Source organism: Cryobacterium sp. 10I1, assembly GCF_035019805.1.
GTDB lineage: Bacteria > Actinomycetota > Actinomycetes > Actinomycetales > Microbacteriaceae > Cryobacterium > Cryobacterium glucosi.
In genome coordinates, this window is record NZ_JASJVF010000020.1 from 1 (window position 1) to 26940 (window position 26940).

Sequence of the window (26940 nt, forward strand, 5' to 3'; positions counted from 1 at the left end):
GGCGCCGTGCTCGCCCGACATCCGCTTACCCTCGAATCTGTTGGTCGGCTCGATGATGCGCTCGTCGATCTCGACGGGCAGGCCGAAGGCCGCGGCGATGGGCGCCGCGGACTCGCGGGTGCGCTGCAGGGGGGAGGCGATGACCCGGCGCACCGGCCGGCCGCGTTCGACGAGGTCGACGGCAGCGGCGGTCGCCATGGCGGCGCCGAGGTCGGAAAGCCGGAATTCGGGCAGCCTGCCGTACAGCACGCGCTCAGGATTGAACACTTCACCGTGACGGACGAGATGGATCTGGCTGGCTACCACCCGCTCATTCTACGGAGGAGGTGCCCATGAATTAGCCGAGAGCCGGTGCCGCTAAACTTATCCGGTGACTTCGCGCGTATTGATCAAGAACCTGGCCGCCCTCTCTAACGGAACCGTGACGGTCTCGGGGTGGGTCGACACGGTCCGCGACCAGAAGAAGGTGCAGTTCGTCGTGCTGCGCGACGAGTCGGGTGCCGTGCAGCTCGTGAACCCCCGCACGACGGATGCCGACGGTGCCGTCGTCGCCGACGAGCCGGCCTCCACGATCTCCACGCTCGCCCAGGGCAGCTTCATCACCGTGACCGGTGAGCTCAAGCACGACGAACGGGTCAAGCTCGGCGGGATCGAGATCAAGCTCGCGACGCTTACGGTCGTCACCGCCGCCATCCCCGAGACGCCGATCGCCGCAGACTCAAGCCTCGACAAGCGCCTCGACTGGCGCTTCCTCGACCTGCGCCAGCCGAAGCAGAACCTGATCTTCCGCATCCAGACCACGTTCGAGCACGCACTCCGCACGTACTGGATCGAACACGACTTCATCGAGTTGCACACCCCGAAGCTGATGGCGAGCGCGAGCGAGTCCCGCGCCGAACTCTTCGAGGTCGAGTACTTCGACACCAAGGCCTACCTCGCGCAGAGCCCGCAGTTCTTCAAGCAGATGGCCCAGTCGGCCGGCTTCGGCAAGGTCTTCGAGGTCGGACCGGCGTTCCGCGCCGACCCGTCGTTCACGAGCCGTCACGCGACGGAGTTCACGAGCGTCGACGCGGAGATCAGCTGGATCGACAGCCACGAAGACGTCATGCAGCTGCACGAGGAGCTCCTCGTCGCCGGCTTCACGGCCGTCAAGGCCAAGCACGGCGAAGAAGTCCTGGCCCTGTTCGGCGTCGAGGTGACGGTTCCCACCCAGCCCTTCCCGCGCATCCCCCTCGCCGAGGCCAAGGAGATCGTCAAGGGTCGCGGCTACGAGGTGCCGCGCGACGACGACGACATGGACCCGGAGGGCGAGCGCCAGATCGCCGCGTACGTGCTGGAGACCTACGGCCACGAGTTCGTGTTCCTGACCGACTACGCCGCGAGCATCCGCCCGTTTTACCACATGCGTCCGGAGAACGACCAGACCATCACCAACAGCTACGACCTGATCTTCAACGGCACCGAGATCTCGACCGGCGCGCAGCGTGAGCACCGCATCGACGTGCTCACCGCCCAGGCGATCGAGAAGGGCCTCGACCCGGAAGAGCTCGGCGGTTACCTCGACTTCTTCCGTTACGGCGTTCCCAGCCACGGCGGCTTCGGCATGGGCCTCGCCCGGGTGCTGATGCTGATGCTGCACCAGGCCAGCATCCGCGAGGTCACCTACCTGTTCCGCGGCCCGACCCGTCTCGAGCCGTAGGCCGCCGGGGTCCAAGCGGCACAACGAAACGCAGGAGCTCCGGCGCCCTGAGGCTCACACCGCCTCAGCAGCCCGGAGCTCCTGCGTTTCGGCGTTTCCGGCCGGCTCAGAACCGCACGGGTCAGAACTGGACGTCGACGGCTGCCTTCTCGGCGGCGACGGAGCGGATGAACGCCGCGGCGGCCTCGTGGGCCGGGTGCACCTGGTAGCGGGCGAGCGCGTCGAGGTCCTCGTAGTCCGCGATCAGCACGACGTCCCAGTTGGGGTTCCCGACGACATCCGTGCCGACCTGCAGGGTGCGGATCTCTGGGACGACGCCGACGAGGGCCTCGAGGCGCTCGACGATGGCGGCCGCATCGGCCGCACGTGCGGCGGGCTCGGTCGCGGCGAGCCGCCACGACACCACGTGCCGGATCATTTCACGGCCAGAAGGGCCGTGCGGAGGCGGTCGGGATCGATCCGCCAGTAGTTGTGCACCGTGCCGTTGATCATCAGCACGGGGATGTCCTCCAGATACAGGTCGCTCAGGGCCGCGTCGTCGAGGATCGAACGCTCTTCGATGGCCATCTCGGGCGCTCCCGGCGTGCCGTCCAGGGTCCTGACGACACCCGTGACGAGCTCACGCGCATCGTCGCACAGGTGACATCCGGGTTTCCCGATCAGGGTGAGCAGTGCAGTAGCCATGCACCCAGCCTAAGCCGGGGACGGCATGGTGACCCAACTAGACTCCAAGGGAGATGTTCCAAGCCACTCCCCCGCGCGCCATCGCGTTCTTCGATGTCGACAACACCCTGATGCGAGGGGCCAGCCTCTATCATCTGGGCGTCGCCGCGTGGCGGGGCGGGATCATCACCCGCAGGGACATCACCTCCTTCGGCTGGAAGCAGGCCCGGTTCCTCGCGGTCGGCGAGAACCGCGATCACCTCTCCACGGTGCTGCTGCGTGCCCTCGAGGTCGCCGTGGGATTCGAACAGGCCGAGCTCATCCGCTTGAGCGAAGAGATCTTCGACACGAAGCTCACCCGCCGGCTCTGGCCGGAGACGGTCGCGGTGGCCAGACGGCACCTCGAGAACAGCCACGAGGTCTGGCTGCTCACCGCGAGCGTTCAGGAGGTCGCCGACGTCATCGCCGAGCGCCTCGGCTTCACGGGCGCGCTCGGAACCGTGCTCGAGGCGGACGACGGCATCTTCACGGGTCGGCTGACCGCCGGGGTCTGTCACGGCGCCCTGAAGTCCGAGGCGGCACGGGCACGCGCCGCGGCGAGCGGCGTCGACCTCGCCGACTGCTGGGCGTACTCGGACTCCCACAACGACATTCCGCTGCTCGACCTCGTCGGCCACCCGGTGGTGGTCAACCCGGACGCTGCGCTCGCGCGGTATGCGGCGGCGCGCGACTGGCCCGTGATGCGGATGAAGCGCGCGAGCATCCGCCGGGCGGCACGCGCGAACCGGGTCCGCACAAGCAAAAAGCGCTAGGCCCGGAAGGACCTAACGCTCACGCTTGGGGACGGGCTAAGCCGTCCTACTTCTTATTGCGACGCTGATGGCGGGTCTTACGAAGCAGCTTGCGGTGCTTCTTCTTCGCCATACGCTTGCGTCGCTTCTTAATTACAGAACCCACACGGACCTCACAAGATTTGATTTCGCCGCGAGATTCGCGACAGACACGAAAGTGCCAGTCTAGCGGATAAGCGCGACGCTCGACGCTCGGTCGGCGGTTGCCGGTCGAGTACTGCTGGTTGTTCTATTCGTTCTTCCGCCATTTGCGCGGTTTAACGTCTTTGACCGCATGCGCGACCTGGAATGAGGTATCGGCGAAGACCTTGCCGATCGCGGTCGCGAACGCCCGCTGTTCTTCCTTGAGGCCCTCGGCCTCTTCGGCTTCCTCCTCCGTTGCGGCATCGAAATCGACGCTCAGGAATGGGATCAGCCAGTCTTCGATCTCCTCCAGGGGGGCATAGTCGAGATGGTAATAACGGTGCTGCCCTGCTTCACGTACGCCGACGAGTCCCGCCTCGCGCAACACCTTGAGGTGCTTGGAGACCGTCGGCTGGCTGAGGCCGAGTTGCACGACGATGTCAGACACGCTGAGCTCGCCGCCGACCGCCCCGGACTGGTTGTATCGCTCGAGGAGAATGCGTAATATTTCGCGTCGAGTCGAGTCCGCCACCACGCCGAAGATGTCTGCCATACCTTTAGGCTAGTCATTCCCACGAAGGGATACTACGGAAGGGCCCGCAACGGCTGTCCGGGACAGGGTCAGTCGGTGGGGGCGGCGAGTTCGCGCGCCCGGGCGAGTGCGGCATCCGTCGCCCGGTCGAAGAGCTCCTTGAGGCCGCCCTTCTCGAGTTCCCAGACCGCGCGCTCGGTGGTGCCGTGCGGGCTCGTGACCTGGCGGCGCAGTTCGCCCGGCGACAGCGGGCTTGCTGCGAGGAGGGTGCTCGCACCGAGGAAGGTGCCGTTGACGAGGATCGCGGCCTCCTCCGCCGTGAACCCCTTGTCGATGGCGGTGCGGGTGAACTCCTCGATCAGGTAGAACACGTATGCCGGGCCGGAGCCGCTGATCGTGCTCAGGGCGTCGAGCTTGTCCTCCGGGACGACGAGCACCGAACCGACGGTGCCGAACAGGGCCCTGGCCAGGTCGAGGTCGGCCGCCGTGGAACGGCTGCCTGCGCTCAGGCCGGTCACGGCCTTGCCGACGAGGGCAGGGGTGTTGGGCATTGATCGGATCACGGCGACGGATGCCGGCAGCAGCGCCTCGAACGTGGCGATCGTCACGCCGGCCGCGACGCTCACCACGAGGGTGCCCGGCGCGAGGGACGACGCGATCTCGCGGAGCAGGTCGGGCACCATCGCCGGCTTCACGGCGACGACGACGATGCGCGCCCCGGTGACCGCTTTGCGGTTGGCGTCCGGATCGAGCGCGGTCGCCCAGGCGGTGACCCCGGGCAGGTCGTGCAGCTCTGCCGCCTTCTCCGCGGTGCGGTTGGTGGCCCGGATGCCGCCCTCGACCGTCACGGCGGGGGTCAGCAGCCCGGTCAGGACGGCACGCGCCATCGATCCGGCTCCGAGGAACGCGATGGTGGGCAGGACGGCGGGGGGCACCGCGGTGGCGGCAGTCTCGGTCATGCAGCCAGTCTACTTTTCGGGGCGTTTCGCAGCCTCGGGGGCCTCCTAGAATTGCTGCATGAGCGCATCTTCGGGGAACAAGGCCATCATCGCTGCACTCGGTGCGAACCTGGGCATCGCCGCGACAAAACTCATCGCCTGGGCGTTCTCCGGTTCGTCGTCGATGCTCGCGGAGGGCGTGCACTCCCTCGCCGACTCCGGCAACCAGCTCCTGTTGCTGCTCGGAGCCCGCAAGTCGCGGAAGGACGCCGACACGGAGCATCCGTTCGGCTACGGGCGCGAACGCTACGTCTACGCCTTCGTCGTCTCGATCATCCTGTTCTCCATCGGCGGCGTCTTCTCGCTCTATGAAGGGGTGCAGAAGCTGCAGGACCCGCACCACCTCGACGTGCCGTGGCTGCCGATCCTCGTGCTGCTCGTGGCGATGGGCCTCGAGTCGTTCTCCCTGCGCACCGCGATCAAGGAGTCGAACCACACCAGGGGCGGCGAGACCTGGGTGCAGTTCATCCGCCACGCCAAGGCCCCCGAGCTGCCCGTCGTGCTGCTCGAAGACGTCGCGGCGCTCAGCGGCCTCGTGCTCGCATTCCTCGGCGTCGGCCTGACCATCGTCACCGGCGACCCGATCTGGGATGCGATCGGGACCATCTGCATCGGTGTGCTCCTCGTGCTCGTCGCGATCGTGCTCGGCATCGAGACGAAGAGCCTCCTCGTCGGCGAGGGCGCCCGACCCACCGACACGGCGACGATCCAGCGCGCGATCCTGAACGGCCCGGAGACACAGCGCATCATCCACATGAAGACGCTCTACCTCGGGCCGGACGAACTGCTCGTGGCCGCGAAGCTCGCGTTCGACGCCGAGCTGCGCTTCTCGGATGTCGCGGCGTCGATCGACGTGATCGAGGAACGCGTGCGGGCGGCGATGCCGAGCGCCCGCGCGATCTATCTCGAGCCCGATGTGTTCCACGACCCGAGCCAGCACGGCCCGCTCACCGACACCATCATCATCCGGGGCCGGGAATGAGCGCAGTGCCTGCCGCGCCGGCGACGGATGCCGCACCGGTCGCTGGGACGCGGACGGCACTCGTGCTGCGCCACGACGCCACCATCCATCTCGGCAACCTCGAGCCCGTGCTCCACGAGCACGGCTATTCCGTGACCTACGTCGAGATCCTCAGCGACGACCTCAGCACGATCGACCCCACCTCCGCCGACCTCGTCGTCGTGCTCGGCGGGGAGATGGGCGCGTATGAGATCGACCGGTTCCCGGCGCTCGCCCGGGAGATCACGATCCTGCAGGACCGGCTCGCCGCCGAGCGCCCGGTGTTCGGCGTGTGCCTCGGCGCGCAGCTGATGGCCAACGCGCTCGGCGCCAGGGTCTACCCCGGGCCGACCAACGAAATCGGCTTCCGCACGGTCGAACCGACGAGCCTCGGCGCCACAGGGCCGCTCCGCCACGTGGCCGGCGTCCCGGTGTTGCAGTGGCACAGCGACACCTTCGACCTTCCGGAGGGCGTGACACGCCTGGCCGGTTCGCCGCAGTACGGCAACGAGGCGTTCGGTATCGGCGACTGGGCGCTCGCGGTGCAGTTCCACCCCGAAGTGACGCCGGCCATGCACGAGGTCTGGCTGCGCGCTTCCGCCGCGGAGGTCACCGCGGCCGGCCTCGACCCGGAAACGCTGCGCGCCGAGCGCGACCTCTACGCCGGGACGATGCAGGATGCGTCCCGCGCGCTGTTCAGCGAATGGCTCGACGGGCTGGATCGCTGAAGAACTCCCGGAGGAGGGCGCCGCACTCCTCGGCGTCGACCTCCGCGTAGACCTCGGCACGATGGTTGAGCCTGCGGTCGCGCAGCACGTCGTACACGGAGCCCGCTGCTCCCGCCTTCTCGTCCCAGGCGCCGAAGACGACGACCGGGATCCGCGCGGCCAGGATCGCGCCGGCGCACATCACGCAGGGCTCGAGCGTGACCACCAGAGTGCAGCCGGTGAGGTGCCAGTCGCCGAGAGCGGCGGCCGCGGCCCGGATGGCGACGATCTCGGCGTGACCGGTCGGGTCCTGCCGTGCCTCCCTGTCGTTGCGGCCGTGGCCGACGACGACACCGGAGGCATCGATTACGACCGCGCCGACCGGGACGTCACCCGTCTCGAGGGCCGCGCGGGCCTCCCGGAGGGCAAGCCGCATCCATTCGCGGTGCTCGCGAGCCTGCTCGCCCATCCGGATACCTCCCCCAGCTAGTAGATTGAGCCTATGCGAGTCCATGTAGCCGACCATCCGCTCATCACCCATAAACTGACGGTTCTGCGGGACAAACGCACCTCCTCACCGCTCTTCCGCTCCCTCGTGGAGGAGCTGATGACGCTCCTCGCCTACGAGGGAACCCGCGGGGTGCGGGTCGAAGACATTACCGTCGAAACCCCGGTCGGGCTGGCCCACGGGGTGCAGATCAGCGACCCGAAGCCGCTCGTCGTGCCGATCCTGCGCGCCGGCCTCGGCATGCTCGAGGGCATGGTCAAGCTGCTGCCGACCGCAGAGGTCGGCTTCCTCGGAATGGCCCGCAACGAGGAAACCCTCCAGCCGACCACGTACGCCGAGCGCCTGCCCGACGACCTCTCCGACCGCCAGTGCTTCGTGCTCGACCCGATGCTCGCCACCGGAGGCTCGCTGATCGCGGCCATCAAGTTCCTCTTCGACCGCGGCGCCGTCGACGTCACCGCCATCTGCATCCTGGCGGCGCCAGAGGGTCTCGCCGCCGTCGAGGCGGCGTTCCCCGGTCGTGAGGTGTCGATCATTCTCGGCGCCGTCGACGAACGCCTCAACGAGCTCGGCTACATCGTTCCCGGACTCGGCGACGCCGGCGACCGTCTGTACGGACTCGTCTAGGGCACAGTCCACCCGTTCCGCCGGTTGCGACCACGCCGGCGGAACACGCAGGTCCTGCGACACACGGGCGTCGCAGCGCAGTACTTTCACGAATCTTTGATGAAGTGCCTTTCCATCGAGGAACATGTGATGAAGTGCCCATCGAGCACGGATCCTCCCGTTCGACCCGACCGGGGCGAACGTGATGCAGCAGGTTTCCTGGCTTCCTGCGTCACAAAGTTGACACACGCCGTAACAGTGGGCTTTACTCACAGTTATGACAACCCCTCACCGCCCCCTGACCTCCCTCGAGGCCCTTGGGAATGCCGGCATGATGATGCCCGGCATGCGCGCCGAGTGTTGCCGAATGTGCCGCTGAATCGCGACATCATCGCCGAGTTCCCCTCTCGCCTCCGAACCCCGCGCAGTAGCACCCCGTGCCTCTGCACTGAGCGGTTCTGAGTCAGTCGGTTGAACTCCCGGAGCCTTTCGTACGCTCCGCACCCGGTCGCAACGGCCATTGTCGAACCCACAACCGCGCAGAGCGCCGGGTTCACCCCAGCATCATCATTCCCAAGGACTCCTGCCATGTCGCTCGCACACATTGACACCGCCCGCTCCATCCACAACGCCCGCCCGGCACTCGCCCTTGCGCCTGCCCCCGCTGCTCCGCGCATCCGCGCCGTGCCGGAGGGCACAGAGGCCCGCGGCTTCGTCCTCTACGTCGGCATCGACGAGGCCAAGGCCGCCGCGGCCGGCACCTCGCTGCACCGCATCGTCGAGGCGCTCAAGGCTCTCACCGAGGAACTCGCCCCGAACGCGGAAACCCACGCCGCCGTGGCGCTCGCGCCGGCAGGTGCCGGCGGTCGCGACGTGGACGTCGTGCGCCTCGCCCTCCAGGACCCGGCCGCCCTGGCCCGCCACCGCACGGTGGCCGACCCGGACCGCGCCGCCGGCGGCGTCGTCGTGGACATCTCCCGCAAGCGCGTCGTGCTCGACAACGAGACCGCGGCGCTGACCTACAAGGAATTCGAACTCCTGCAGTACCTCGTGCTGCGTGAGGGCCGCACCATCGAGCGTGCCGAACTCATCGAAAAGCTCTGGGATGCCGCGGATGAGGACGACGCGCCCAACGAGCGCACCATCGACGTGCACGTGCGCCGCCTGCGCGCCAAGCTCGGCCGTTACGAAGACATCGTGCGCACGGTGCGCGGCGTCGGCTACCGCTTCGACCGTCACGCGGATGTCTCCATCCGCCAGTCGACGACGCCGAGCCCCGACATCTTCTAGGCCTTCTCCCCGGCCGTGCGCGATGCGCGACGAGCGGCGGGTTCATGACGCGGACGGGCCGTTAACGTGATTGAGGGCCGGTCGTAGAGGCTTAACGACCGACCCTCTTCCCTTGCACCAAGAGTGTCCTGCAATCACATTTCGCGTCTTCCGCCACAGCAAACGGTTGACGCACAACGAATATATAACGAACCGGTAACGGAAAGCTAGCTGTGCGGCTGTATTCTTTCTGCGAATTCGCCAAGAGGCGTGCAGCGAGGGTTGGCGTAGATTCTCTAGTCTGGGAAGACACGACTGAGGAGGACCGGTGACGGATCGAGCGGCCGCAGTATCCGCCTGGGAGTCGCTCTTCCGCGCGCAGGTGGCGATCATGCGCAGCCTCGCGAGCGATTTCCCGTCCCGCGAGATCTCCTTCAACGAGTACGACGTGCTCTTCAACCTCTCGAGGGAGCCGGACCGGCGCATCCGCTTGCGTGACCTGAACCAGCACGTGCTGCTCACCCAGCCGAGCGTGAGTCGCCTGATCGATCGCCTGGCCTCGCGCGGGTATATCCGCAAACTCACCGACCCGAACGACGGGCGCGGCGCGATCGTCGAGCTGACGGATGCCGGGTACGCGTTGTTCCGCAGTGTCGCAGTCGACCACATGGGGTCGATCTCGGCCCGCTTCGGCGATGCCCTCTCCAACGAAGAGCTCGAGCAGCTCACATCCCTGTGCGACCGGCTCCGGATCGGGCCGGCGGGTTGCCCGCCGCCGGAGGACCTGCCCTGTTGAGAACCGCCGCCCCGGCGTAGCGTGAGCCGCAGGAGGTTCGTGACCATGCACGCAATCATCGGCGACAGGATCATCATTCGCGGCCGGACGGTCGAGACACCGGACAAGCACGGGGAGATCATCGAGGTCCGCGGGCCAGACGGCGAACCGCCGTACCTCGTCCGCTTCGGCGAGGGCCACCAGAGCGTCGTCTACCCGGGCACGGACTTCGTCGTCGAGCGCTCCGACACGGACTGAGACCGCTGAGAACCGGCGGCCGGCGCGCCTGCACCCGGGACCCGGCATACGTTTCGGTTTGGATACATACTTCGTCACATCCGTCTAGGGGGTACCACGGCCGGTTTCGAGAGCTACCGTTGAAGTACACGTTACAAACCGTGGCGGGTAAGAGGATTAGGGGACCCAACCATGCTGATCACGTGTCCGTTCTGTCATTCGCCGGCGCAGCTCACGCCGAACGCCGCGCACGCGAAGCAGGTCACCCTGCCGCTCTACGTGCTCAAGTGCTCGGGCTGCGAACGCACGAGTGTGCGGATCGAGCCGATTCGCAAGCAGCACCTCACGGTCGGGGCGCACTGACCCGGCACCGGGTGTTCGAAGGAACAGGGTCCGGGGTTCGGAGCGCACCCGAAGCGCAGTGAGCCTCCGGGAACGCCCCTGTGTCGTACGCAGTCCCTAGGCTGTCAGGGTGGGCACAGCGACGGGACCTGACAACGCACCGGGGGCGGCGGACTGCTCGAGCCGGTGGAAGCCCGCCCATCCGACGGATGTCGGGCTCACTCTCTCCCGCTGGCGCCGGGGCCGGACAGACCCCACCTTCCAGGTGAGCCAGGACGGTGCCGTGTGGCGCACGACGCTCACCCGATCGGGACCCGCGACGCTGCGCCTGACCCAGTCCGGCCTGACCGAGCTTCGCTGCGAGGCGTGGGGCGAGGGCGCGAGGGAGGCCGTCGAGGACGCACCGGAACTTCTCGGGGAGCGCGACGATCCCTCGGGGTTCGAGGCGCAGCATCCGCTCGTGCGGGATGCGCACCGGCGCTGGCCCGGCCTGCGGATCCCCCGCACCGGGCGGGTCATCGAATCGCTCATTCCCGCGATCCTCGAACAGAAGGTCATCAGCCTGCAGGCGACGGCCTCGTTCCGCACCCTCGTCCGCGCGCACGGGACACCTGCTCCCGGCCCGGCACCTGCCGGAATGCGCGTGCCGCCTTCGGCACGGGCCTGGCAGCTCATTCCCTCGTGGGAGTGGCATCGGGCCGGTGTCGACCCGATGCGGTCCCGCACGGTGATGGTCTGCCTCGCCGTGACGCGGCAGCTGGAAGCGGCGAGCGACCTGTCGGCGGCCGAGGCGAGCGCGCGGCTGCGGGCGGTGCCGGGGATCGGCGAGTGGACGGCGGCGGAAGTCGCCCAGCGGGCGTTCGGCGACGCCGATGCGCTCTCGGTCGGGGACTACCACCTCGCCGGGGCGATCGGCCATACCCTGTTCGACGCGGACTTCGACGACGCGCTCATGGTCTCCGCGATGCGCATCTGGCAGCCGCATCGCTACCGGGTCGTCCGCCTGCTGGAGGCCTCGGGGAGCCTAGGCAAGCCCCGGCACGGGCCCCGGCTCGCCTTCGTCGACCACAGGGGTCACTGAGGCGGACTCGGACTGTGTCGGTGCGGGCGTTGGACTCGCGTCGGGCTCCGCGGGCGCCAAAGGCGCCGCGGGCACGGTGACCGCTGCCGGCACTGGTCCTGCCGAGGGTGCTTTCCGCCTGCCGCAGACGAAGTAGGCGATCGGCCCGACGAAGTTCAGTCCGATGATGGCGGCCCACAGGAGCTTGGGTCCGTTGACGAGTGCGGCGGGCCGCTTCACAAGGTCTGCCCATGCTGTCGCGGCGAGCGCCAGCTGCACCGACCCGGCGACGAGGACCCCGGTCTGCTCCCGGGGGCTGAGGTCGCTCCAGGCCCGTTTCCGTGCCGATCGCTTCGCGACGTTCTTCCTGGCCTGTGTCATGAGATTCTCCCCGTTGGCACCCTCTGCGGCAGCCGACGAGCACAGCGTACGCCCGGTCCACCGGCCCCGCCCTCACGCGCTGCCACGCCGTCTTTCCCCTGATCCGAAGGTTGCCTAGAAGCTCGCTTAATTGGTTGTAGTGACGAATTCTCACGCGTATAACTGGGCAATATGCTTCGAGGCGACATCGATGGCGCTGGGCCTCAGGCCGATCCGGAATGGCGCGCCATGGGATATCTGATGTACAAGGGGATGATCGTCGATTTCGACGATCGGATTCTCGCTCACCTGCAGATCGTGATCGTGCAGAAGCTCCGCAGGGGCGAGAGCTTCCTGCTCTCCTGGCCCGATGTCGGGAAATCCGGCGGTCACAGTTCGGCGTGGTTGAACCCGTCGATTCCGCTCTACTTCCGGTTCTCCGGCGGCCACGCCCCGAGCATCAACGAGAGATGGCTGCACTGCCTGAGCGAATCGGCGAACAGTTCTGCCGGTCTGGTCGTGACCGGGGAGGAGGACTCCCTTGTCGCCGCAGATCCGCGGCAGGCTTCCCTTCCCCGCCGACGCGGGGAGGGATACCTCGTGCACGCGGCCCCGCTGGTGCAGGAGACCACCGCCCGCGGAGACTGAGCGCGGACGCCCCGGCCGGTGGGCGCCGGCATCCGCCGCCCGGGCCGAAGCGTAGCCTTGGTCCATGAGCTTGCCGCAGCTCCACCCTGCCGATTCTGCTGACCCCGCCGCGTCGATCTATCGGGAAACGGCTGATGAGGTGCTCAGCGCATTCGGGAGCTCCCGCTCCGGCCTCACGACCGGCGCCGCGGACGAGCGGCGGATCCGCGCGGGCAGCAATGCGATCGTCACCCTCAGGAAGGAATCCACGCTGAGGCGCTACCTGCGCCAGTTCGCCGACTGGATGATCGTGTTGCTCCTCGCGAGCGCCGCCATCACGGGGTTCCTCGGCGACCTGGGCACCGCCGGCGTCCTCGTCGCACTCGTCGGATTCAACACCCTGATCGGTTTCGTCCAGGAGAACCGCGCGGAGAAGACCATGGAGGCGCTCGAAAGGCTCGTCGACCCGACCACCCAGGTCTATCGGGACGGCGCCCTGACCGAGATCGAATCCCGGGCGCTCGTGCCCGGGGACGTGGTGCGCCTGACCGAAGGCGCCTCAGTACCCGCCGACGTGAGACTGGTCGACACCACCGCCTTCTCCACCAACGACTTCGCCCTGACCGGGGAGAGCGACCCGACCCGGAAGCACGCGCGGCCGATCCCGCACGAGGTGCCGCTCGCGGACCGGCACAACCTGGCTTTCGCGGGCACGAGCGTCGCCACCGGTGAGGCGCTCGGACTCGTCACCGCGACCGGGATGCACACCGAGCTCGGCCGAATCGCCCGGCTCAGCCAGTCGGCCCCGCAGACCCGCAGCCCACTTCAGGTGGAGACGGGCAAGATCGCGAAGTACGTCAGCTATGGCGTCGCCGTGGTGTCTCTCGTCGTGCTTGTCATCGCCGTGCAGTCCGAGCTTCCGCTCCGCGAGGCGATGCTCTTCGCCGTCGGATTCGCCTGCGCCCTCATCCCGCAGGGGCTGCCCGCCGAAGTCAACACTGCGCTCGCCGCCGCGGCCGGTACCCTCGCCCGGCAGAACGCCCTGGTCAAGAAGCTCAGCTCCGTCGAGACGCTCGGGGCGACGCACGTGATCTGCACCGACAAGACCGGCACGCTCACCAAGAACGAGATGACGGTCAGCGAACTCGTCGTCGGCGGCGCCGACTACCGGGTCACCGGGATCGGCTACGCGCCCATCGGCGTCTTCGAGCCGGAATCCCGGAGCGACACGGCAACGGCCCGGCTGCGCGCGTTCCTCACCGTCGGGGTGTTCGCGAACAACGCCCGCCTGGTCGCCCCTGCCGGGGACGACGACTGGCGCATCCTCGGCGACCCGACGGAAGGCGCGCTCCTGGTCGCGGCCGGCAAGGCCGGAATCGACCTCGACGCCTTGCGCGCCCGCTGCCCCGAGATCGACGAACTGCCGTTCGATTCCACCCGGAAACTGATGACCAGCATCCGCAGGGACCCGGACGGAGTGCTCACCGCATACGCGAAGGGCGCCCCGGAAAGCCTGCTCGCCCGGGCCACCCTGATCGACGACGGCACCGCCGTGCGTTCGCTCACGGACGCCGACCGGGCGGCCCTGCTCGCCCGGCACACCGAGAAGGCGGGCCGCGCACTCCGCAACCTCGTCTTCGCGACGCGGGTGCTCACCGAAGCGGATGCCGCCAGCAGGGACATCCATGTCATCGAACGCGACCTGACCATCCTGGGACTCGTCTCGATGCAGGACCCGATCCGCGCTGCCGTCCCCGCCGCCATGACGACCGTGCTCGCAGCCGGGGTGAAGGTCAACATCGTGACAGGCGACTTCTCCCTCACGGCCGAGGCCATCGCACACCAGGCCGGGCTCTCTGGCGACGACGGGCTGAGCATCGTCACCGGCGCGGAGCTTGCGGCGATGCCCGACGCCGAGGTTCTCCGTCACGCACTCGGCGGCGGCACGGTGTTCAGCAGGGTCGCGCCGGAGGACAAGGTGCGTATCGTCGACCTCGTCAAGGCCTCCGGGCACATCGTCGCCGTCACCGGCGACGGCATCAACGATGCGCCAGCATTGCGGCATGCGAACATCGGGGTCGCGATGGGCGCCTCCGGGACGGATGTGGCCAAGCAGGCCGCCGAGATCGTGCTGCTCGACGACAGCTTCGCAACCCTCGTGAACGCGATCGCCGAGGGACGGACGATCTACCGCAACATCACCAAGGGCGTTCTCAGCTGCCTGACCTCGAACATCGCCGAGTTCGTGGTCAACACCGCGAGCCTGGCCCTGGCCTCCCTGTTCGGCGTACCCCTCGCCCTGAACGTGTTGCAGATCCTCGCTATCGACCTGCTCGGGGAGATCTTCCCGATCGCGGCGCTCGGCAAGGACCCCGCCGAAGGGGAGACGATGAAGGACCCGCCCCGGGATTCCCGCGCCCGGATCCTGAACGGACGGTCGATCGTCGACGTGCTCTGGTGCGGTGCCCTGATGGGCATCTTCGCCATCACGAACTACCTGCTGTTCTACGACCGGAACGGCATCGACCCGTTCAGCCAGACCGTGCCCGCTCTGCCGCTCGCCCAGGCGATGTCGATCACCTACGTCACGATCATGGTCTGCCAGCTCGTCAGCATCATCCAGCGCCGCAGCGTGCACGGGTTCTTCACGAGGTACCAGTTCAGCAACCCCTCGTTCTGGTATGCAGTCGCCCTCGCTATCACGATCATGCTCGTCATCGTCTACGTGCCGGTGGTCGCGGGCTTCTTCGGCACGAGCGGGCTCGGCGTCCTGGACTGGGCGTTCGTGCTCGGTGCCGCGATCGTGTTCCTCGGGATCCGGGAGGGGGCTGCTGCCCTTCGGCGCCGCGGTGCGAGCGCGGACGCCGGCCGCGCCTGAGACATCCGCTTCTCACCGCGACCGGCACCGCGCCCGCGCTGGTTTCGGCACACCGCGCCCGCCGTTTCGGGCGCGGACGGAAGAAACCGGCGGGGTGTTCGGCGCGACCGCAATCTGGCACGCTGGAGGGGTACACCGCTACACCAGCACCAGGAGCCCCATGCCCTTCGCCGACCAACTCATCGGAGTGCCGACCGCGGTCGCCCTCACCGCGGCGATCCAGGCCGTCACACCGCACGCGCCGCTCACCGCGCTGCGCGCAGCCACGGAAGCGCTCGACCCGCTCTCACTGCGGGAGCGGAGCGACCTGTTGCGTGACGCCCTGCTGGCAGACCTGCCGGGCGGCTACGACTCATTCGCCGCGACCATCCGCGCAGCCGCGTCGGGAACCGCGCCGTTCACCGGCTGGCTGATCTGGCCGGTGTCGACCGCGATCGCGGTCAAGGGCATCGAAGCGGGCACGGATGCCGCCTTCGACGACGCCCTGGGCATGCTCGCCGAGCTCACCGGCCGGCTCAGTTCCGAGTTCGCGATCCGGCTACTCCTCGACCACGACCTCGAGCGGGCGCTCCCGGTCGTGCTGGGCTGGACCGCCTCGACCGACGTCGACGTGCGCAGGCTCGCGACCGAGGGCACCCGGCCGTTCCTGCCCTGGGCTCGGCGGGTCCCGGGGATCCTCGCCGAGCCGACCGCGACCCTGCCGATCCTGCACGCGCTCTACCGCGACGATGACGAGGCCGTGCGCCGGTCGGTCGCCAACCATCTCAACGACCTGAGCAGGCAGCAGCCGGAGCTCGCGGTCGCCACGACGGCCGAGTGGCTCGCCGAGCCGGACGGGCACACCGCCCGGCTCGTGCGGCACGCGCTGCGCACCCTCGTGAAGCGAGGCAATCCTGCCGCGCTCGCCCAGCTCGGCTTCCATGCGGCCGATGTGACGGTGGCCGGCCCGGTGCTGGCCGAGACGAAGGTGGCGTTCGGCGGAACGGTCGACTTCACCGCAAGCATCCGCAACAACGCCCGTGTGTCCACCCGGCTGGCCGTCGACTATGTCCTGCACCACCAGAAGGCGAACGGCACCCTCACCGGCAAGACATTCAAGCTCACGACCCTGACCCTGGAGCCCGGCGAGGTCGTGCTGCTGGCCAAGGGGCACTCGCTCCGGGCGATCACCACCCGTCGCTACTACCCCGGAGAGCACGCCGTCGAGTTGCAGGTGAACGGTGTGACCCACGGCCGGACGCCGTTCATCCTGCTGCCGGAGGCCTGACCGGCCGGGTCGCCCTGACCACCACGTCGCGCACGGGGGTCGCGCCGTCGTGGGCGGCGGGCGCCTCCCGCTCACGCGATTCGGCGACCTCGACCTCGAGTTCCGCGCCGTCGATCGCGGCGAGCACGTCGTCGACCCCGAACATCAGCTCGCGGAAGTGCGCCCGGTGCTCGCCGGCATCAGCGTCGGAGACGTCGTGACCGACGATGAGCAGCGTGCCGCCCGGCGCGACGGCCGCCGCGAGGGCCCGGAAGAGCACGCTTCGGGCGCTCTCGGGCAGGTGCATGAACTGCGAAGTAACGAGGTCGAATGAGCGGGGCTCTGGCGACCAGAACGTCAGGTCGTGCTGCTCCCAGCGGATGCGCGCCGCGGCGGGTCCGTCGACGGACTCCGCCCGGGCACGTGCCTTGTCGAGCGCGTTCGTGGAGATGTCGACACCGGTGACGTGCCACCCGCTCATCGCCAGCCAGAGTGCGTCACCGCCTTCCCCACTGCCGATGTCGAGGGCGCGGCCCGGTGCGAGCGGGGTCGCTTCGGCGACGAGCACGGGGTTCGGGTCGCCGCTCCACGCCAGACCGGGGGCGGCGTAACGCTCCTCCCAGTAGTCGCGGCCGAACGGGTGTTCCTCGTGTGTCATGGCAGACCTCCTTCTCCGATGTTCGGCCCCGTGCGTTCGACGAACTGGTCGGGGCACCGAAGACGGGCGACCCGCGCATCCACCCAGGACCGACGCGGCACCGCGACACCGCGACCCGACCAGACCAGACCAGACCAGACCATCCTGCCACTGTCGCGTGGCGGCAGCGGTGGACCGCAGGCTCGAACCTAAAAAAGTAAGCGCCTGTTGACATTTTGCGCACACGAGCCTAGGCTCATGTCGAATCAGCCCGTCGGGAACAGCGCTCGGAAAGGTCGCACGTTGGCAATGAAGAGCACGGCAACGCGGTACGGCACGATCGCAGCCAGCTTCCACTGGGTGAGCGCCGTCGTCATCCTGACAATGCTCGTGACGGGTGTCCTGTCAGCGGGACTCGTGAAGGGCGAAACCAGATCCGGCCTGTTACGCGTCCACGTGGTGCTCGGAATCACCCTCCTGGCGATCACGATCGCCCGGGTCATCTGGGGGTTGGTTGTCGATCGACGTCCGGCAGCATTCGCAGGCCAACGGCGTCGTGAACGGGTCGCCGAGCTCAGTCTCCGCGTCCTGCTCTACCTCGCGCTCTTCGCCGCGTTTGCGAGCGGCATCGCCACACTTCTCATCTCCGGGACAGCCCTCCCCCTCCTCGGGGGCGTCACAGTGGCACTCCCCGACTTCGAATCAGTGCCCGGTTTCCCGATCCACGGTCTCGCCGCGGGCCTCCTCCTCCTCCTGAGTCTCGGCCACATCGGTGCTGCGCTCTGGCACCAACTTGTCCGCAAGGAGCGTGTGCTGGCTCGGATCGGCATCGGCCGCTCCGCTCGGTGAGTCTCCCGCGAGAACTTCGCCAGGAGGAGAGAGCAGGAGCCTGAGGAGTTCACCAAGCGGGCGGCCGAGTTCCTCACTGCTGGCCGTATTGAGGGGCGACATCTCAGTGGTTGATCGCAACAGCACGATACCCAGGGCGGCGGAGAGCGCGAGCTGGGCCCGAAGCAGGATTGTGTCGGAGTTGTCCCCGTCAGGCGTCCAGCCGGTCGCGGTGGCCATCTGTTCCGCGAAGGACCGAAGGATGTCGCGACGGAGACGATCCGCCCGCTCATCACCCGAGGTTCGCAACAACAACAACAACTGCACGGTCTGCGTGCCGCTCGGCGCGTCCGTGATATTCCGGACCATCGTGCGGACGATCGCGTCCACCGACGTATCCGTTCCATCGTGCCGGCCGAGCTCGTGACCCGCTGAGGTCACGCAGGCCTCGAACAGGCCCTCCTTCGAGCTGAAGTACCTGTTGATGAGCGCCACGTTCACGCCGGCATCCGCAGCGATGTCCCTGACGGTCGTCGCCGTGTAGCCGTCGCGGGCGAACCGGTGCCGTGCGGCTTCCAACAGGCGTTGCCGCGTGCCATCCCCCTTGCGCAGCCTGACGCCGTCCGCCGCCAGGGGCAGCGCAGCAGAGGCGTCTACTTTCTTCGGTGCAGCGGCGACCATGTCATCCTTCCCTCTCCTCCACCGTACAGCGTGCCCACCCCGAGGTAAACCTGCGTTGACTTCTGTGCCGGCTGGGCTAGGCTAAAAAGTAAGCACACGTTTACATTGGGAGATGTCATGTCAGAAACGCAAGCAGGAAACCGCGGGACGACGGTGGAGGGCACGCACCCGAACGCCACGTTGATCGTCACCTACCTGGCCTTGGGAGGATTGTCCTACGCCGTGTTGCAATCGCTGGTTGCTCCCACCCTGGGCACGATCGGGAAGGATCTCGGGGTGACGACCGCCGACGCATCCTGGATCCTGACCGCCTACCTGGTCTCGGCTGCTGTGCTGACGCCCATCCTCGGCAGACTCGGCGACATGGTCGGCAAGAGGCGAATGCTCATCATCGTTCTGTCCCTGCTGCTTGTCGGCACAGTGCTGGCTGCACTCGCCCCGAACCTGGGCGTGCTGATCGTTGCCCGCGCCCTGCAGGGCGCGGCGGGAGCGATCATGCCCCTCTCGATCGGGGTGGTCCGTGACGAACTCCCCCCAGAACGCGTGGGCGTCACGATCGGGCTGCTGTCCGCGATCGGCGGCGTAGGCGCGGGTGTGGGAATCGTCGCGGCCGGCCCGATCGTGCAAGCCTTGTCCTGGCCCTGGCTCTTCTGGCTGCCCGCCATCCTCATCACCATCGCTCTCCTCGGAGTGATCTTCGGCATGCCGGAGTCTCCGGTGAAGACCCCCGGGCGACTGGACCTCATCGGCGCCGCCATCCTGTCCGTCTCCTTGGTATCGCTCATCCTGGCCATTGAAGAAGGCGGGAGCTGGGGCTGGGGGTCGGTCGCGACGATCAGCCTGCTGGTCTTCGGCGGAATGACACTGGCCGGGTTCGTGCTCACAGAGCTGAAGATCCGCGAGCCCCTCATCGACATGCGCCTGATGAAGGGCCGGGGCGTCTGGACCGCCCACGTCGTCGCCCTCGCGTTCGGATTCGTCATGTTCGGCACGTTCATCGTCGTCCCGACCCTCCTGCAACTGCCCGCCGCGACCGGTTATGGATTCGATAAAACGGTCTCTGAGGCCGGCCTGTTCCTGCTCCCCACCGTCGGGATGATGGTCATCTGCGGCCCGATCGCCGGAATGCTCGTGCGCAGGGTAGGGCCCAAGACACCGATGCTCGTCGGTGCACTCGCGGTCACTGTCGCGTTCCTCCTGCCCGCAATCGCCCACCAGGAAATCTGGCAGATCGTCGTCTCCGGGATCCTCACCGGCGCGGGAATCGGCTTCGCACTCGCCTCCGTGTCCAACGCAATCATCGAGAGCGTCCCTGCGACCCAGACCGGCGAAGCGATCAGCGTCAACACCATCGCCCGCACCATCGGAAGCAGTATCGGCACTGCCGTGATCGCCGCCGTCATCACCTCGAACACCACAGCACAGGGCCTGCCCACAGACAACGCATTCACGATCAGCTTCTGGCTCTGCGCGGGCATCGCAATCCTCGCCATCGTTGCCACGCTTATCGCACCCTCACGGCGTGAGCGACAGGCAGGCGGCCAACCAGACCTGGTATCAGCGGCCTCTTCCCAGCGGTAGCCACGCCAGTTTCTGCGGTCCTCACGTAGGGGCCGGTCACCTGCCGCGAACGGGCGGTCGGCGCATGGAGACCGTGCACAGGAGGTCAGATTCGAGAGAATCGGGATGCCCGGCAGACAACCTGCTCCACAACAGGAAAAACCCCCGCAATCGAACCGATTGCGGGGGTTTTATCCTGTGCGCCCGAAGGGATTCGAACCCCCAACCTTCTGATCCGTAGTCAGATGCTCTATCCGTTGAGCTACGAGCGCATGTGCCAGGCGAAATCCTTCGCGAAGACAACTTAGAAACTATAACAGATTTCCCGACCCCTCCCGTTCGAGGGCAGGTGGGAGAGGCGCGGATGCCGCGCTCAGGCGGGTTCCCTGGCCGCAGGCGCTGCGGCATCCGCCCCGCTCTTCGGGGTGCGGATGCCGAGCCACGACACGAGTGCGCCGGCGAACATGAGCGTGGCGGTGACCAGCAGGACCCGCTGGAACCCGGCGACGCCGAGCTGTTCGCCGGCGATCGTGCCGGCGAAGGCGATCATGATGAGTCCGGCGACCCGGGAGACGGCGTTGTTGATCGCCGAGCCGATTCCGGCCTGCTCAGGATGGATGGAGCCGAGCACGGCGCCCGTCAGGGGTGCCACCGTGATCGAGAGCCCGAGGCCCACGACGGCGATGCCGGGGATCACGGTGCGCCAGACATCCACCGGGGGAACGGCCAGGGTCAGGATCAGGAAGCCGATGCCCGCCACGATCGGGCCCAGGGTCATGAAGAGTCGCGGGCCGAACCGGCCGGCGAGCCCGCCGAACAATGTCGAGAAGAACAGCATCATCAGGGTCGCCGGGATGCCCGCGAGCCCCGCGCTCGTCGCCGAGAGGCCGCCGACCTGTTGCAGGTAGACGGCGAAGGTGAAGAAGCCGAGGCTCAGCGCGCCGTAGATGCCAACAGTCGCGAGGTTGCCTGCCCAGAAATTGCGCACCCGGAAGAGGCCGAGGGGCATCATCGGGTGCGGAGCGCGCGCCTCCCACCAGAGAAACGCGGCGAGGGAGAGCAGCCCGATGACGAGCGGCAGGTACACGATGGGGCTGCCCCAGCCGAGCCGACCCTGCTCGATGAGCGCGAAAACGGGACCGCCGAGGCCGACGACGGCGAGGCAGGCCCCGGCGACGTCGATCCGGGCGGCCGGTGCGGTGCGCGCCGGTTCCCGGACTCCGGCGAGCACGATGAGGGTCGCCACGATCGGGAGCACGTTGATCGCGAACACGAGCCGCCAGCTGCTCGTGTCGACCAGGACGCCGCCGAGGACGGGCCCGGCGATGCCCGCGATGCCGGTCCAGCCTGTCCAGACGCCGATCGCCCGGCCCTGGGCAGGACCGGTGAACGTCGAGGTGATGAGCGCGAGGGAGCTCGGGACGAGAAGGGCGGCAGCAGCGCCCTGCAGGATCCGCGCGACGACGAGGGCGGCGCCCCACGGTGCGACGGCGCACGCGAGAGAAGTGATCCCGAACCAGATCAGGCCGACCCGCAGAACGCGCACCCGGCCGAAGGTATCCGAGAGCGAGCCGGCCACGAGGATGAGGGCGCCGAGGGAGAGCAGGTAGCCGTCGACGACCCACTGCTGCAGGGTGAGGCCGCCACCGAGCTCGCGGGAGATCGCGGGGAGTGCGACGTTGACGATCGAACCGTCGAGGAACGCGACGAAGGAGGAGAGGACGGCGACGATCAGGATGCGGCGTTCGCGAGGAGTCACCCGGCAATCTAACCCCGGATCCCGGACGAAGTGAACCCGCGCCCCGGGGTAGCCGGTGCGCGGAGCGGGTGCAACACTGGCGCCATGACCCCGAGCCGTAATACCCAGGCCTCCTACGACTATTCCGGGCTGCGTGCCCTGTTCATCAATTGCACGCTCAAGCGGAGCCCCGAAGCCAGCAATACCCAGGCGATCATCGACCTGAGCATGAACCTGATGCACGAGCAGGGCGTTTACGCCGAAACGATCCGGGCGATCGACCACGACATCGCGACCGGCGTCTATCCCGACATGACCAAGCACGGCTGGAAGACGGATGCCTGGCCGGCGCTCTTCGACAAGGTGCAGACGGCGGACATCCTCGTGATCGGCGGCCCGATCTGGCTCGGCGACAACAGTTCGGTGACGAAACGCGTGATCGAGCGCCTCTACGCGATGAGCGGAGAGTTCAACGACAAGGGCCAGTACGTCTATTACGGCAAGGTCGGCGGCGCCATCATCACCGGCAACGAGGATGGCGTGAAGCACTGCTCGTCGAACATCCTCTACAGCCTGCAGCACATCGGCTACTCGATCCCGCCGGCCGCGGACGCCGGTTGGATCGGCGAGATCGGGCCGGGTCCGAGCTACCTGGACGCCGGGTCCGGCGGCCCCCTGAACGACTTCACCAACCGCAACACGACCTTCATGACCTGGAACCTGATGCACCTCGCGGCGATCCTGAAGGCCAACGGCGGCTTCCCCGCCTACGGGAACCTCCGCAAGGACTGGGACTCCGGCGAGCGCTTCGGCTTCGAGCCCAACCCCGAGTACCGCTGAACCGAACCCGGTACCCACCAGAACCCACCAGAACCCCGACCCAGACCCAGACCCAGACCCACCACCCACACGAAGGACCAAGACAACTCCAGAAGATTCCCACGAGGAGGAGCGCATGTCCACAGCAGTGACCCTCGACGATGAACCGCATCCAGGCCCCGGCCCCGGTTTGGGAGCCCCCCTTCGCTCCGTCTCGCTCCCCCGGGGCCGGCTCGACGTCCGCGTCAGCGGCGGGATCGTGCGCGGAGTGCACGAGGACGGGATACTGGCCTGGCGCGGCATCCCGTATGCGGCGCCACCGGTCGGCGACGGGCGTTTCCGGGCGCCGCGTCCTGTGGAATCGTGGGCAGGCATCCGTGACGCCTCGAGGTTCGGGAAGATCGCCTCACAACCGCACCGCGGGCAGTTTCGGGCCCACGGGCCGCGCAGCGCCTCAGGGGAAGATTGCCTGACGATCAATGTCATGCGCCCGGCCGCGGGGCACCCGCGCCGGCTCGGCCTGCCGGTGATGGTGTTCATCCACGGCGGAGGGTACAGCGTGGGGTCCTCCCAGGACTTCACCGGCCGCGGCGAGCGCTTCGTGCGCAGCGGCCGCGTCGTCTACGTGAGCTTCAACTACCGCCTGGGGGCGCTCGGCTACATCGACTTCACCAGATTCTCGACGCCGGACCACCCCTTTGAGAGCAACCTCGGGTTGCGCGACCAGGTCGCCGCCCTGCGCTGGGTGCGGGACAACATCCGCGCCTTCGGCGGGAACCCGAACAACGTCACCGTGTTCGGGGAATCGGCGGGAGGGAACGCCGTCATCACACTGATGGCGACGCCGGCGGCCGAGGGGCTCTTCGCGCGCGCGATCGCCCAGAGCTCGCCGTCCAACGCCGCGTTCTCGCGGGAACTCACGGATGCCTGGGCCGGGGAGGTCGTCGAGGAGTTGCGGACGCTCACGGAAGCCGACGCCGGAGCGGTCGGCCTGGCCCCGGACGAGCTGCTCGCCATGGCACCCGCCGACGTGATCTCCCAGGCTGTCATCGCGGTGCAGACCCGGACCCCGGACTCGAACCCGGGCACCTTCTGCCTCGTGCCCGTCGTCGACGGCGACTTCCTGCCGGAACGCCCGGTCGATGCCTTCCGCGCCGGCCGCGAACACCGGGTCCCGCTCATCATCGGCTCCAACGAGCGGGAAGGCACCCTCTTCCGCGGCAGGGTCGACATCCTGCCGCATTCGGCTCCCCGGATCAGCGCCATCTTCGACCAGGCACCGGAGAGCTCACACGAGGCGATGCGCGCGGTGTACGCGGGGTTGTCACCGCTGCGCGGCTCGGTCGATTTCGGCAGCGACTTCGTGTTCTGGTACCCGAGCCTGCAGCTCGGGGAGCTGCACTCCAGGGTCGCGCCGGTGTACGTCTACCGCTTCGACCTCGCGCCGCGCCTGATGCACATGCTCGGATTCGGCGCGACCCACGGAATCGAGCTTTTCGCCCTGTTCGACCAGACCGACCTGCCGGTCGCCCGGATCATGAGCGTGCTCGGCGGTCGCGAGCTCTTCATCAACGCGGGCGAGCGGATGCGCCGGAACTGGCTGCACTTCGCGCTCACCGGCCGTCCTGACGCCGACTGGCCCCGCTTCACCGAGGAGGACCGCCTGACCCTGATCATCGATGCGGAGGACCGCGTCGAGTCGGATCCCCGCGGGGACCGTCGGGCAGTGTGGCAGGAATTCCTGCCCGACTGGTGATCGCGGGTCCCTCCCTCGGCCCAGAAACATGCGAAACCGGAACATTGGGCAGGTGCGGGCCGCGGGAAACAGGGGTAGAACGGTGTCAATCACGATCGCTCACCGCTGAGGGACCGCGTTCGTCCTGTTCCGCCCTGTTGCCGACCCCGGTCGGCCCTCACGTGGGGAGTACCGATGACCGATAGCGCTTCGTCCCAAGCCGGCGAGAAACGTTCCGACCAGGTCGACAGCAAGGGGCTGAAAGGCGGGGCGCTCGGCCTGCTGTCGAGCGTCGTCGTCGGAATGGCGTCAACGGCCCCCGCGTACAGCCTCGCCGCGAGCCTCGGCTTCATCGTCGCGAGCGGCGGAGCCCTTCTCGCCGGCGTCAAGGCACCGGGTATCGTGCTGCTCGCCTTCATCCCGATGTACCTCATCGCGGTCGCATACCAGGAGCTCAACAAGGCGGAGCCGGACTGCGGAACGACCTTCACCTGGGCCACCCGTGCGTTCGGCCCGATCACCGGCTGGCTCGGTGGCTGGGGTATCATCGCCGCAGACGTCATCGTGATGGCCAACCTCGCACAGGTGGCCGGTTCCTACTCATTCACCTTCATGGGCGACCTCGGACTGACGGGTGTCGCCGACCTCGCGAACGACCAGTTCTGGTCGACGGTCGCCGGTGTGCTCTGGATCGTGATCATGACCTGGATCTGCTACCGCGGTATCGAACTCTCCGCCCGCATCCAGTACGTGCTCCTGGGCATCGAGGTTGTCGTGCTGATCATGTTCGCCGTCTTCGCGCTCATCCGCGTGTACACGGGGAGCGCGGAAAGCTACTCGCTGACCCCGACGCTCGACTGGTTCAACCCGTTCACGCTCGACTTCGGCAGCGTGATCGCCCCGGCCGTGCTGACCGCCGTGTTCATCTACTGGGGCTGGGACACAGCCGTCTCCGTCAACGAGGAGACGGCCGACCCGAGCAAGACCCCTGGCCGGGCCGCCATCATCAGCACCCTGCTCCTGCTCGGCACCTATGCCCTCGTGACCGTCGCGGCGGTCGCCTTCGCGGGCGTCGGCACCGACGGTGTGGGACTCGGCAACGACGCGAACTCGGCGGACGTCTTCGCCGCGATCGGGCCGGCGCTGTTCGGTGACAGCACCCTCGGCAACCTCGCGATGCTCCTCCTCTCGGCCTCGATCCTCACCTCGGCCTCCGCGTCGACGCAGACCACGATCCTGCCCACCGCCCGCACGGCCCTGTCGATGGGTGTCTATCGCGCCCTGCCCGCACGCTTCGCAAAGATCCACCCGCGGTACCTCACCCCGACCTGGGCCACCCTCGCCATGGGCGGCATTTCGATCGGGTTCTACCTGCTCTTCACCCTGATCAGTGTCCAGCTGCTCGGGGCGCTGATCGGTTCCGTCGGCCTGATGATCGCCTTCTACTACGGGCTCACCGGTTTCGCGTGCGTCTGGTATTACCGCAGGTCGATGTGGTCGTCGTTCCGGAACGTGATCATGCGGGGCCTCTTCCCACTGCTCGGCGGCCTGATGCTGACCGCGGCCTTCGTCTACGGGCTGCAGCAGTACGCCACGGTCGACTGGCTCACCGACGATAACGGGGACAACGTCACGATCTTCGGCATCGGCGCCGTCGCCGTCGTCGGGATCGGCGCACTGGTGCTCGGTGTGGTCGTGATGCTGGTCTGGTGGGCGGTCAACCCGAATTTCTTCCGCGGCCGCACCCTGCCGCGCCAGTCCGACGACCTCGTGCTCGCCACAACCGAAGCGGAGTCGATTCCTCGATTCGGACTGCCGGACTCCAAGCTGATGCCGACGATGATCGCGCCGGACCTGTCGAACCTTCCGCCCGGCCAAACCGCCGTCAACGCCGAGACCGGCGAGGAAGTCAGCACGCCCGGCGACCTCCCCCCTGCAGACGCGAAACGGCATCCGCGCGCCGAGGCCGACGACGAGTAGCCGGCGGGTGATCGAGCGACCCTGTCCTCACCAGATACCTGATCAGAGTTAGCTTCCACAGACCTGAGCCATGCTCAGAGAGTGTCGGTGGTTGGTCGTAGCGTGGGGGCATGATCAACCGTCCCGAGTCACCCGCTTCACCCGATCAGCCGCATGGCGAACGGGTGCAGGGCGGTGTTCTCGGCGGGTTGCGGTCGATGGCGGATGTCGTCACCGGGCTGGGTGGTTCGTCCGCCGCTGTCGACACTCTCAGTGACGAGGCGGTGCTCGAGGGGCACGTGTTGATCGCGGGAGCCCGGCGGGCCTTGGACACCCAGGCGGCGTGGTTCGCGGCGACCCTGGCCCGGCGGTCCCGTCCGGAACTCGGCGGGAAGGGCCTTGCGGCCCGGCAAGGCTTCCGGACTCCGGAAGACCTGCTGCAGAGCGTGTCTGGGTCAAGCAAGGGCGATGCTGTCAAGCTCCTCGGGGTGGGCCGGCTGCT

28 protein-coding genes, 1 tRNA gene and 2 pseudogenes are annotated in these 26940 nt (G+C 67.8%); 19 read left to right on the plus strand and 12 right to left on the minus strand.

Going from position 1 to position 26940, the window contains the following annotated elements; all coding sequences use genetic code 11:
- A partial coding sequence (locus QN345_RS03590; protein WP_323508460.1) for a histidine phosphatase family protein occupies positions 1–306 on the minus strand: 306 nt, incomplete at its 3' end.
- 64 nt (positions 307–370) lie between these two features.
- On the opposite strand from QN345_RS03590, the gene aspS reads away from it, so the two are divergent.
- The gene (aspS, locus tag QN345_RS03595; RefSeq protein WP_198413453.1) at positions 371–1699 is read left to right on the plus strand and encodes an aspartate--tRNA(Asn) ligase; all 1329 of its coding nucleotides are present in this window, start codon (positions 371–373) and stop codon (positions 1697–1699) included.
- 121 nt (positions 1700–1820) lie between these two features.
- On the opposite strand, the gene QN345_RS03600 is transcribed toward aspS, so the two are convergent.
- Both QN345_RS03600 and QN345_RS03605 read right to left on the minus strand, forming a co-directional pair.
- Positions 1821–2117: a Dabb family protein gene (locus QN345_RS03600; RefSeq protein WP_134448780.1), complete on the minus strand. Its 297-nt coding sequence runs from the start codon at positions 2115–2117 to the stop codon at positions 1821–1823.
- Positions 2114–2383 (minus strand): glutaredoxin family protein, encoded by a 270-nt coding sequence (locus tag QN345_RS03605; protein ID WP_134448779.1) that lies wholly within the window; start codon positions 2381–2383, stop codon positions 2114–2116. The genes QN345_RS03600 and QN345_RS03605 overlap by 4 nt, the downstream gene beginning before the upstream one ends.
- A gap of 53 nt (positions 2384–2436) precedes the next feature.
- Here QN345_RS03605 and QN345_RS03610 point away from each other — a divergent pair, with 53 nt between their 5' ends.
- Positions 2437–3174 carry an HAD family hydrolase gene (locus QN345_RS03610; RefSeq protein ID WP_134448778.1) on the plus strand — a complete coding sequence of 246 codons (738 nt, stop codon included), beginning with the start codon at positions 2437–2439 and terminating at the stop codon, positions 3172–3174.
- Between the two features lie 46 nt (positions 3175–3220).
- Here the strand turns inward: QN345_RS03610 and QN345_RS03615 are convergent, their stop codons facing one another.
- From QN345_RS03615 to proC, 3 genes are all read right to left on the minus strand, one after another.
- Positions 3221–3319: a 30S ribosomal protein bS22 gene (locus tag QN345_RS03615; protein WP_003792170.1), complete on the minus strand. Its 99-nt coding sequence runs from the start codon at positions 3317–3319 to the stop codon at positions 3221–3223.
- A gap of 123 nt (positions 3320–3442) precedes the next feature.
- Complete coding sequence (locus QN345_RS03620) at positions 3443–3889, minus strand: ArsR/SmtB family transcription factor (RefSeq protein ID WP_134558651.1); 447 nt, start codon at positions 3887–3889, stop codon at positions 3443–3445.
- A gap of 68 nt (positions 3890–3957) precedes the next feature.
- Positions 3958–4827 (minus strand): pyrroline-5-carboxylate reductase, encoded by an 870-nt coding sequence (proC, locus tag QN345_RS03625; RefSeq protein WP_322188619.1) that lies wholly within the window; start codon positions 4825–4827, stop codon positions 3958–3960.
- Positions 4828–4885: 58 nt separating this feature from the next.
- Between proC and QN345_RS03630 the strand changes: the two genes are divergently transcribed.
- Positions 4886–5848, plus strand: coding sequence for a cation diffusion facilitator family transporter (locus QN345_RS03630; RefSeq protein ID WP_134562045.1), 963 nt, complete (start codon positions 4886–4888; stop codon positions 5846–5848).
- Positions 5845–6594 carry a glutamine amidotransferase gene (locus QN345_RS03635; protein WP_134448774.1) on the plus strand — a complete coding sequence of 250 codons (750 nt, stop codon included), beginning with the start codon at positions 5845–5847 and terminating at the stop codon, positions 6592–6594. Before QN345_RS03630 ends, QN345_RS03635 begins: the two co-directional genes overlap by 4 nt.
- On the opposite strand, the gene tadA is transcribed toward QN345_RS03635, so the two are convergent.
- On the minus strand, positions 6563–7042 hold the full coding sequence (gene tadA, locus QN345_RS03640; protein ID WP_206750881.1) for a tRNA adenosine(34) deaminase TadA: 480 nt from the start codon (positions 7040–7042) through the stop codon (positions 6563–6565). The genes QN345_RS03635 and tadA overlap by 32 nt on opposite strands.
- 33 nt (positions 7043–7075) lie before the next feature.
- Here tadA and upp point away from each other — a divergent pair, with 33 nt between their 5' ends.
- From upp to QN345_RS03670, 6 genes are all read left to right on the plus strand, one after another.
- A complete protein-coding gene (gene upp, locus QN345_RS03645; protein ID WP_134448773.1) occupies positions 7076–7708 on the plus strand; it encodes a uracil phosphoribosyltransferase in 633 nt (210 codons plus the stop codon).
- Positions 7709–8275: 567 nt separating this feature from the next.
- Entirely contained in the window at positions 8276–8977 is a 702-nt protein-coding gene (locus QN345_RS03650; protein ID WP_134448772.1) for a winged helix-turn-helix domain-containing protein, read from the plus strand.
- 307 nt (positions 8978–9284) lie between these two features.
- Positions 9285–9752, plus strand: a complete 468-nt coding sequence (locus QN345_RS03655) for a MarR family winged helix-turn-helix transcriptional regulator (RefSeq protein ID WP_241975294.1) — start codon at positions 9285–9287, stop codon at positions 9750–9752.
- Between the two features lie 45 nt (positions 9753–9797).
- The gene (locus QN345_RS03660) at positions 9798–9989 is read left to right on the plus strand and encodes a DUF1918 domain-containing protein (protein WP_134448813.1); all 192 of its coding nucleotides are present in this window, start codon (positions 9798–9800) and stop codon (positions 9987–9989) included.
- A 171-nt stretch (positions 9990–10160) separates the two neighbouring features.
- Complete coding sequence (locus QN345_RS03665; protein ID WP_166788304.1) at positions 10161–10331, plus strand: hypothetical protein; 171 nt, start codon at positions 10161–10163, stop codon at positions 10329–10331.
- Positions 10332–10440: 109 nt separating this feature from the next.
- On the plus strand, positions 10441–11391 hold the full coding sequence (locus QN345_RS03670) for a DNA-3-methyladenine glycosylase 2 family protein (RefSeq protein WP_322188647.1): 951 nt from the start codon (positions 10441–10443) through the stop codon (positions 11389–11391).
- Here the strand turns inward: QN345_RS03670 and QN345_RS03675 are convergent.
- Entirely contained in the window at positions 11335–11751 is a 417-nt protein-coding gene (locus QN345_RS03675) for a PLD nuclease N-terminal domain-containing protein (protein WP_322136979.1), read from the minus strand. The genes QN345_RS03670 and QN345_RS03675 overlap by 57 nt on opposite strands.
- 240 nt (positions 11752–11991) lie before the next feature.
- On the opposite strand from QN345_RS03675, the gene QN345_RS03680 reads away from it, so the two are divergent.
- The 3 genes from QN345_RS03680 to QN345_RS03690 all read left to right on the plus strand — a co-directional run bounded on the left by QN345_RS03680 (position 11992) and on the right by QN345_RS03690 (position 16502).
- On the plus strand, positions 11992–12378 hold the full coding sequence (locus QN345_RS03680) for an ATP-dependent DNA ligase (protein WP_323508461.1): 387 nt from the start codon (positions 11992–11994) through the stop codon (positions 12376–12378).
- Positions 12379–12442: 64 nt separating this feature from the next.
- Entirely contained in the window at positions 12443–15235 is a 2793-nt protein-coding gene (locus tag QN345_RS03685; protein ID WP_322188650.1) for a cation-transporting P-type ATPase, read from the plus strand.
- Between the two features lie 160 nt (positions 15236–15395).
- The gene (locus tag QN345_RS03690; protein ID WP_322188652.1) at positions 15396–16502 is read left to right on the plus strand and encodes a DNA alkylation repair protein; all 1107 of its coding nucleotides are present in this window, start codon (positions 15396–15398) and stop codon (positions 16500–16502) included.
- Here QN345_RS03690 and QN345_RS03695 read toward each other — a convergent pair.
- Complete coding sequence (locus QN345_RS03695; RefSeq protein ID WP_322188654.1) at positions 16480–17139, minus strand: class I SAM-dependent methyltransferase; 660 nt, start codon at positions 17137–17139, stop codon at positions 16480–16482. The two genes, QN345_RS03690 and QN345_RS03695, sit on opposite strands and share 23 nt — an antisense overlap.
- Before the next feature lie 288 nt (positions 17140–17427).
- Here QN345_RS03695 and QN345_RS03700 point away from each other — a divergent pair, with 288 nt between their 5' ends.
- A complete protein-coding gene (locus QN345_RS03700; protein WP_322188656.1) occupies positions 17428–17967 on the plus strand; it encodes a cytochrome b in 540 nt (179 codons plus the stop codon).
- Between the two features lie 45 nt (positions 17968–18012).
- Here the strand turns inward: QN345_RS03700 and QN345_RS03705 are convergent.
- A pseudogene (locus tag QN345_RS03705) lies at positions 18013–18627 on the minus strand (TetR family transcriptional regulator); the annotation flags it as partial.
- Between the two features lie 117 nt (positions 18628–18744).
- Here QN345_RS03705 and QN345_RS03710 point away from each other — a divergent pair.
- Positions 18745–20208: an MFS transporter gene (locus tag QN345_RS03710; RefSeq protein ID WP_322188658.1), complete on the plus strand. Its 1464-nt coding sequence runs from the start codon at positions 18745–18747 to the stop codon at positions 20206–20208.
- 178 nt (positions 20209–20386) lie between these two features.
- On the opposite strand, the gene QN345_RS03715 is transcribed toward QN345_RS03710, so the two are convergent.
- Positions 20387–20459: transfer RNA gene (locus QN345_RS03715), tRNA-Arg, on the minus strand.
- Positions 20460–20560: 101 nt separating this feature from the next.
- On the minus strand, positions 20561–21946 hold the full coding sequence (locus QN345_RS03720; RefSeq protein WP_322188746.1) for an MFS transporter: 1386 nt from the start codon (positions 21944–21946) through the stop codon (positions 20561–20563).
- An 84-nt stretch (positions 21947–22030) separates the two neighbouring features.
- Between QN345_RS03720 and QN345_RS03725 the strand changes: the two genes are divergently transcribed.
- From QN345_RS03725 to QN345_RS03740, 4 genes and pseudogenes are all read left to right on the plus strand, one after another.
- Positions 22031–22765 carry a flavodoxin family protein gene (locus tag QN345_RS03725; protein ID WP_134558640.1) on the plus strand — a complete coding sequence of 245 codons (735 nt, stop codon included), beginning with the start codon at positions 22031–22033 and terminating at the stop codon, positions 22763–22765.
- Positions 22766–22880: 115 nt separating this feature from the next.
- Entirely contained in the window at positions 22881–24500 is a 1620-nt protein-coding gene (locus QN345_RS03730; protein ID WP_322188748.1) for a carboxylesterase/lipase family protein, read from the plus strand.
- 174 nt (positions 24501–24674) lie between these two features.
- Positions 24675–26459: an APC family permease gene (locus QN345_RS03735; protein WP_134448762.1), complete on the plus strand. Its 1785-nt coding sequence runs from the start codon at positions 24675–24677 to the stop codon at positions 26457–26459.
- Between the two features lie 110 nt (positions 26460–26569).
- Positions 26570–26940 (plus strand): annotated as a pseudogene (locus tag QN345_RS03740) (hypothetical protein); the annotation flags it as partial.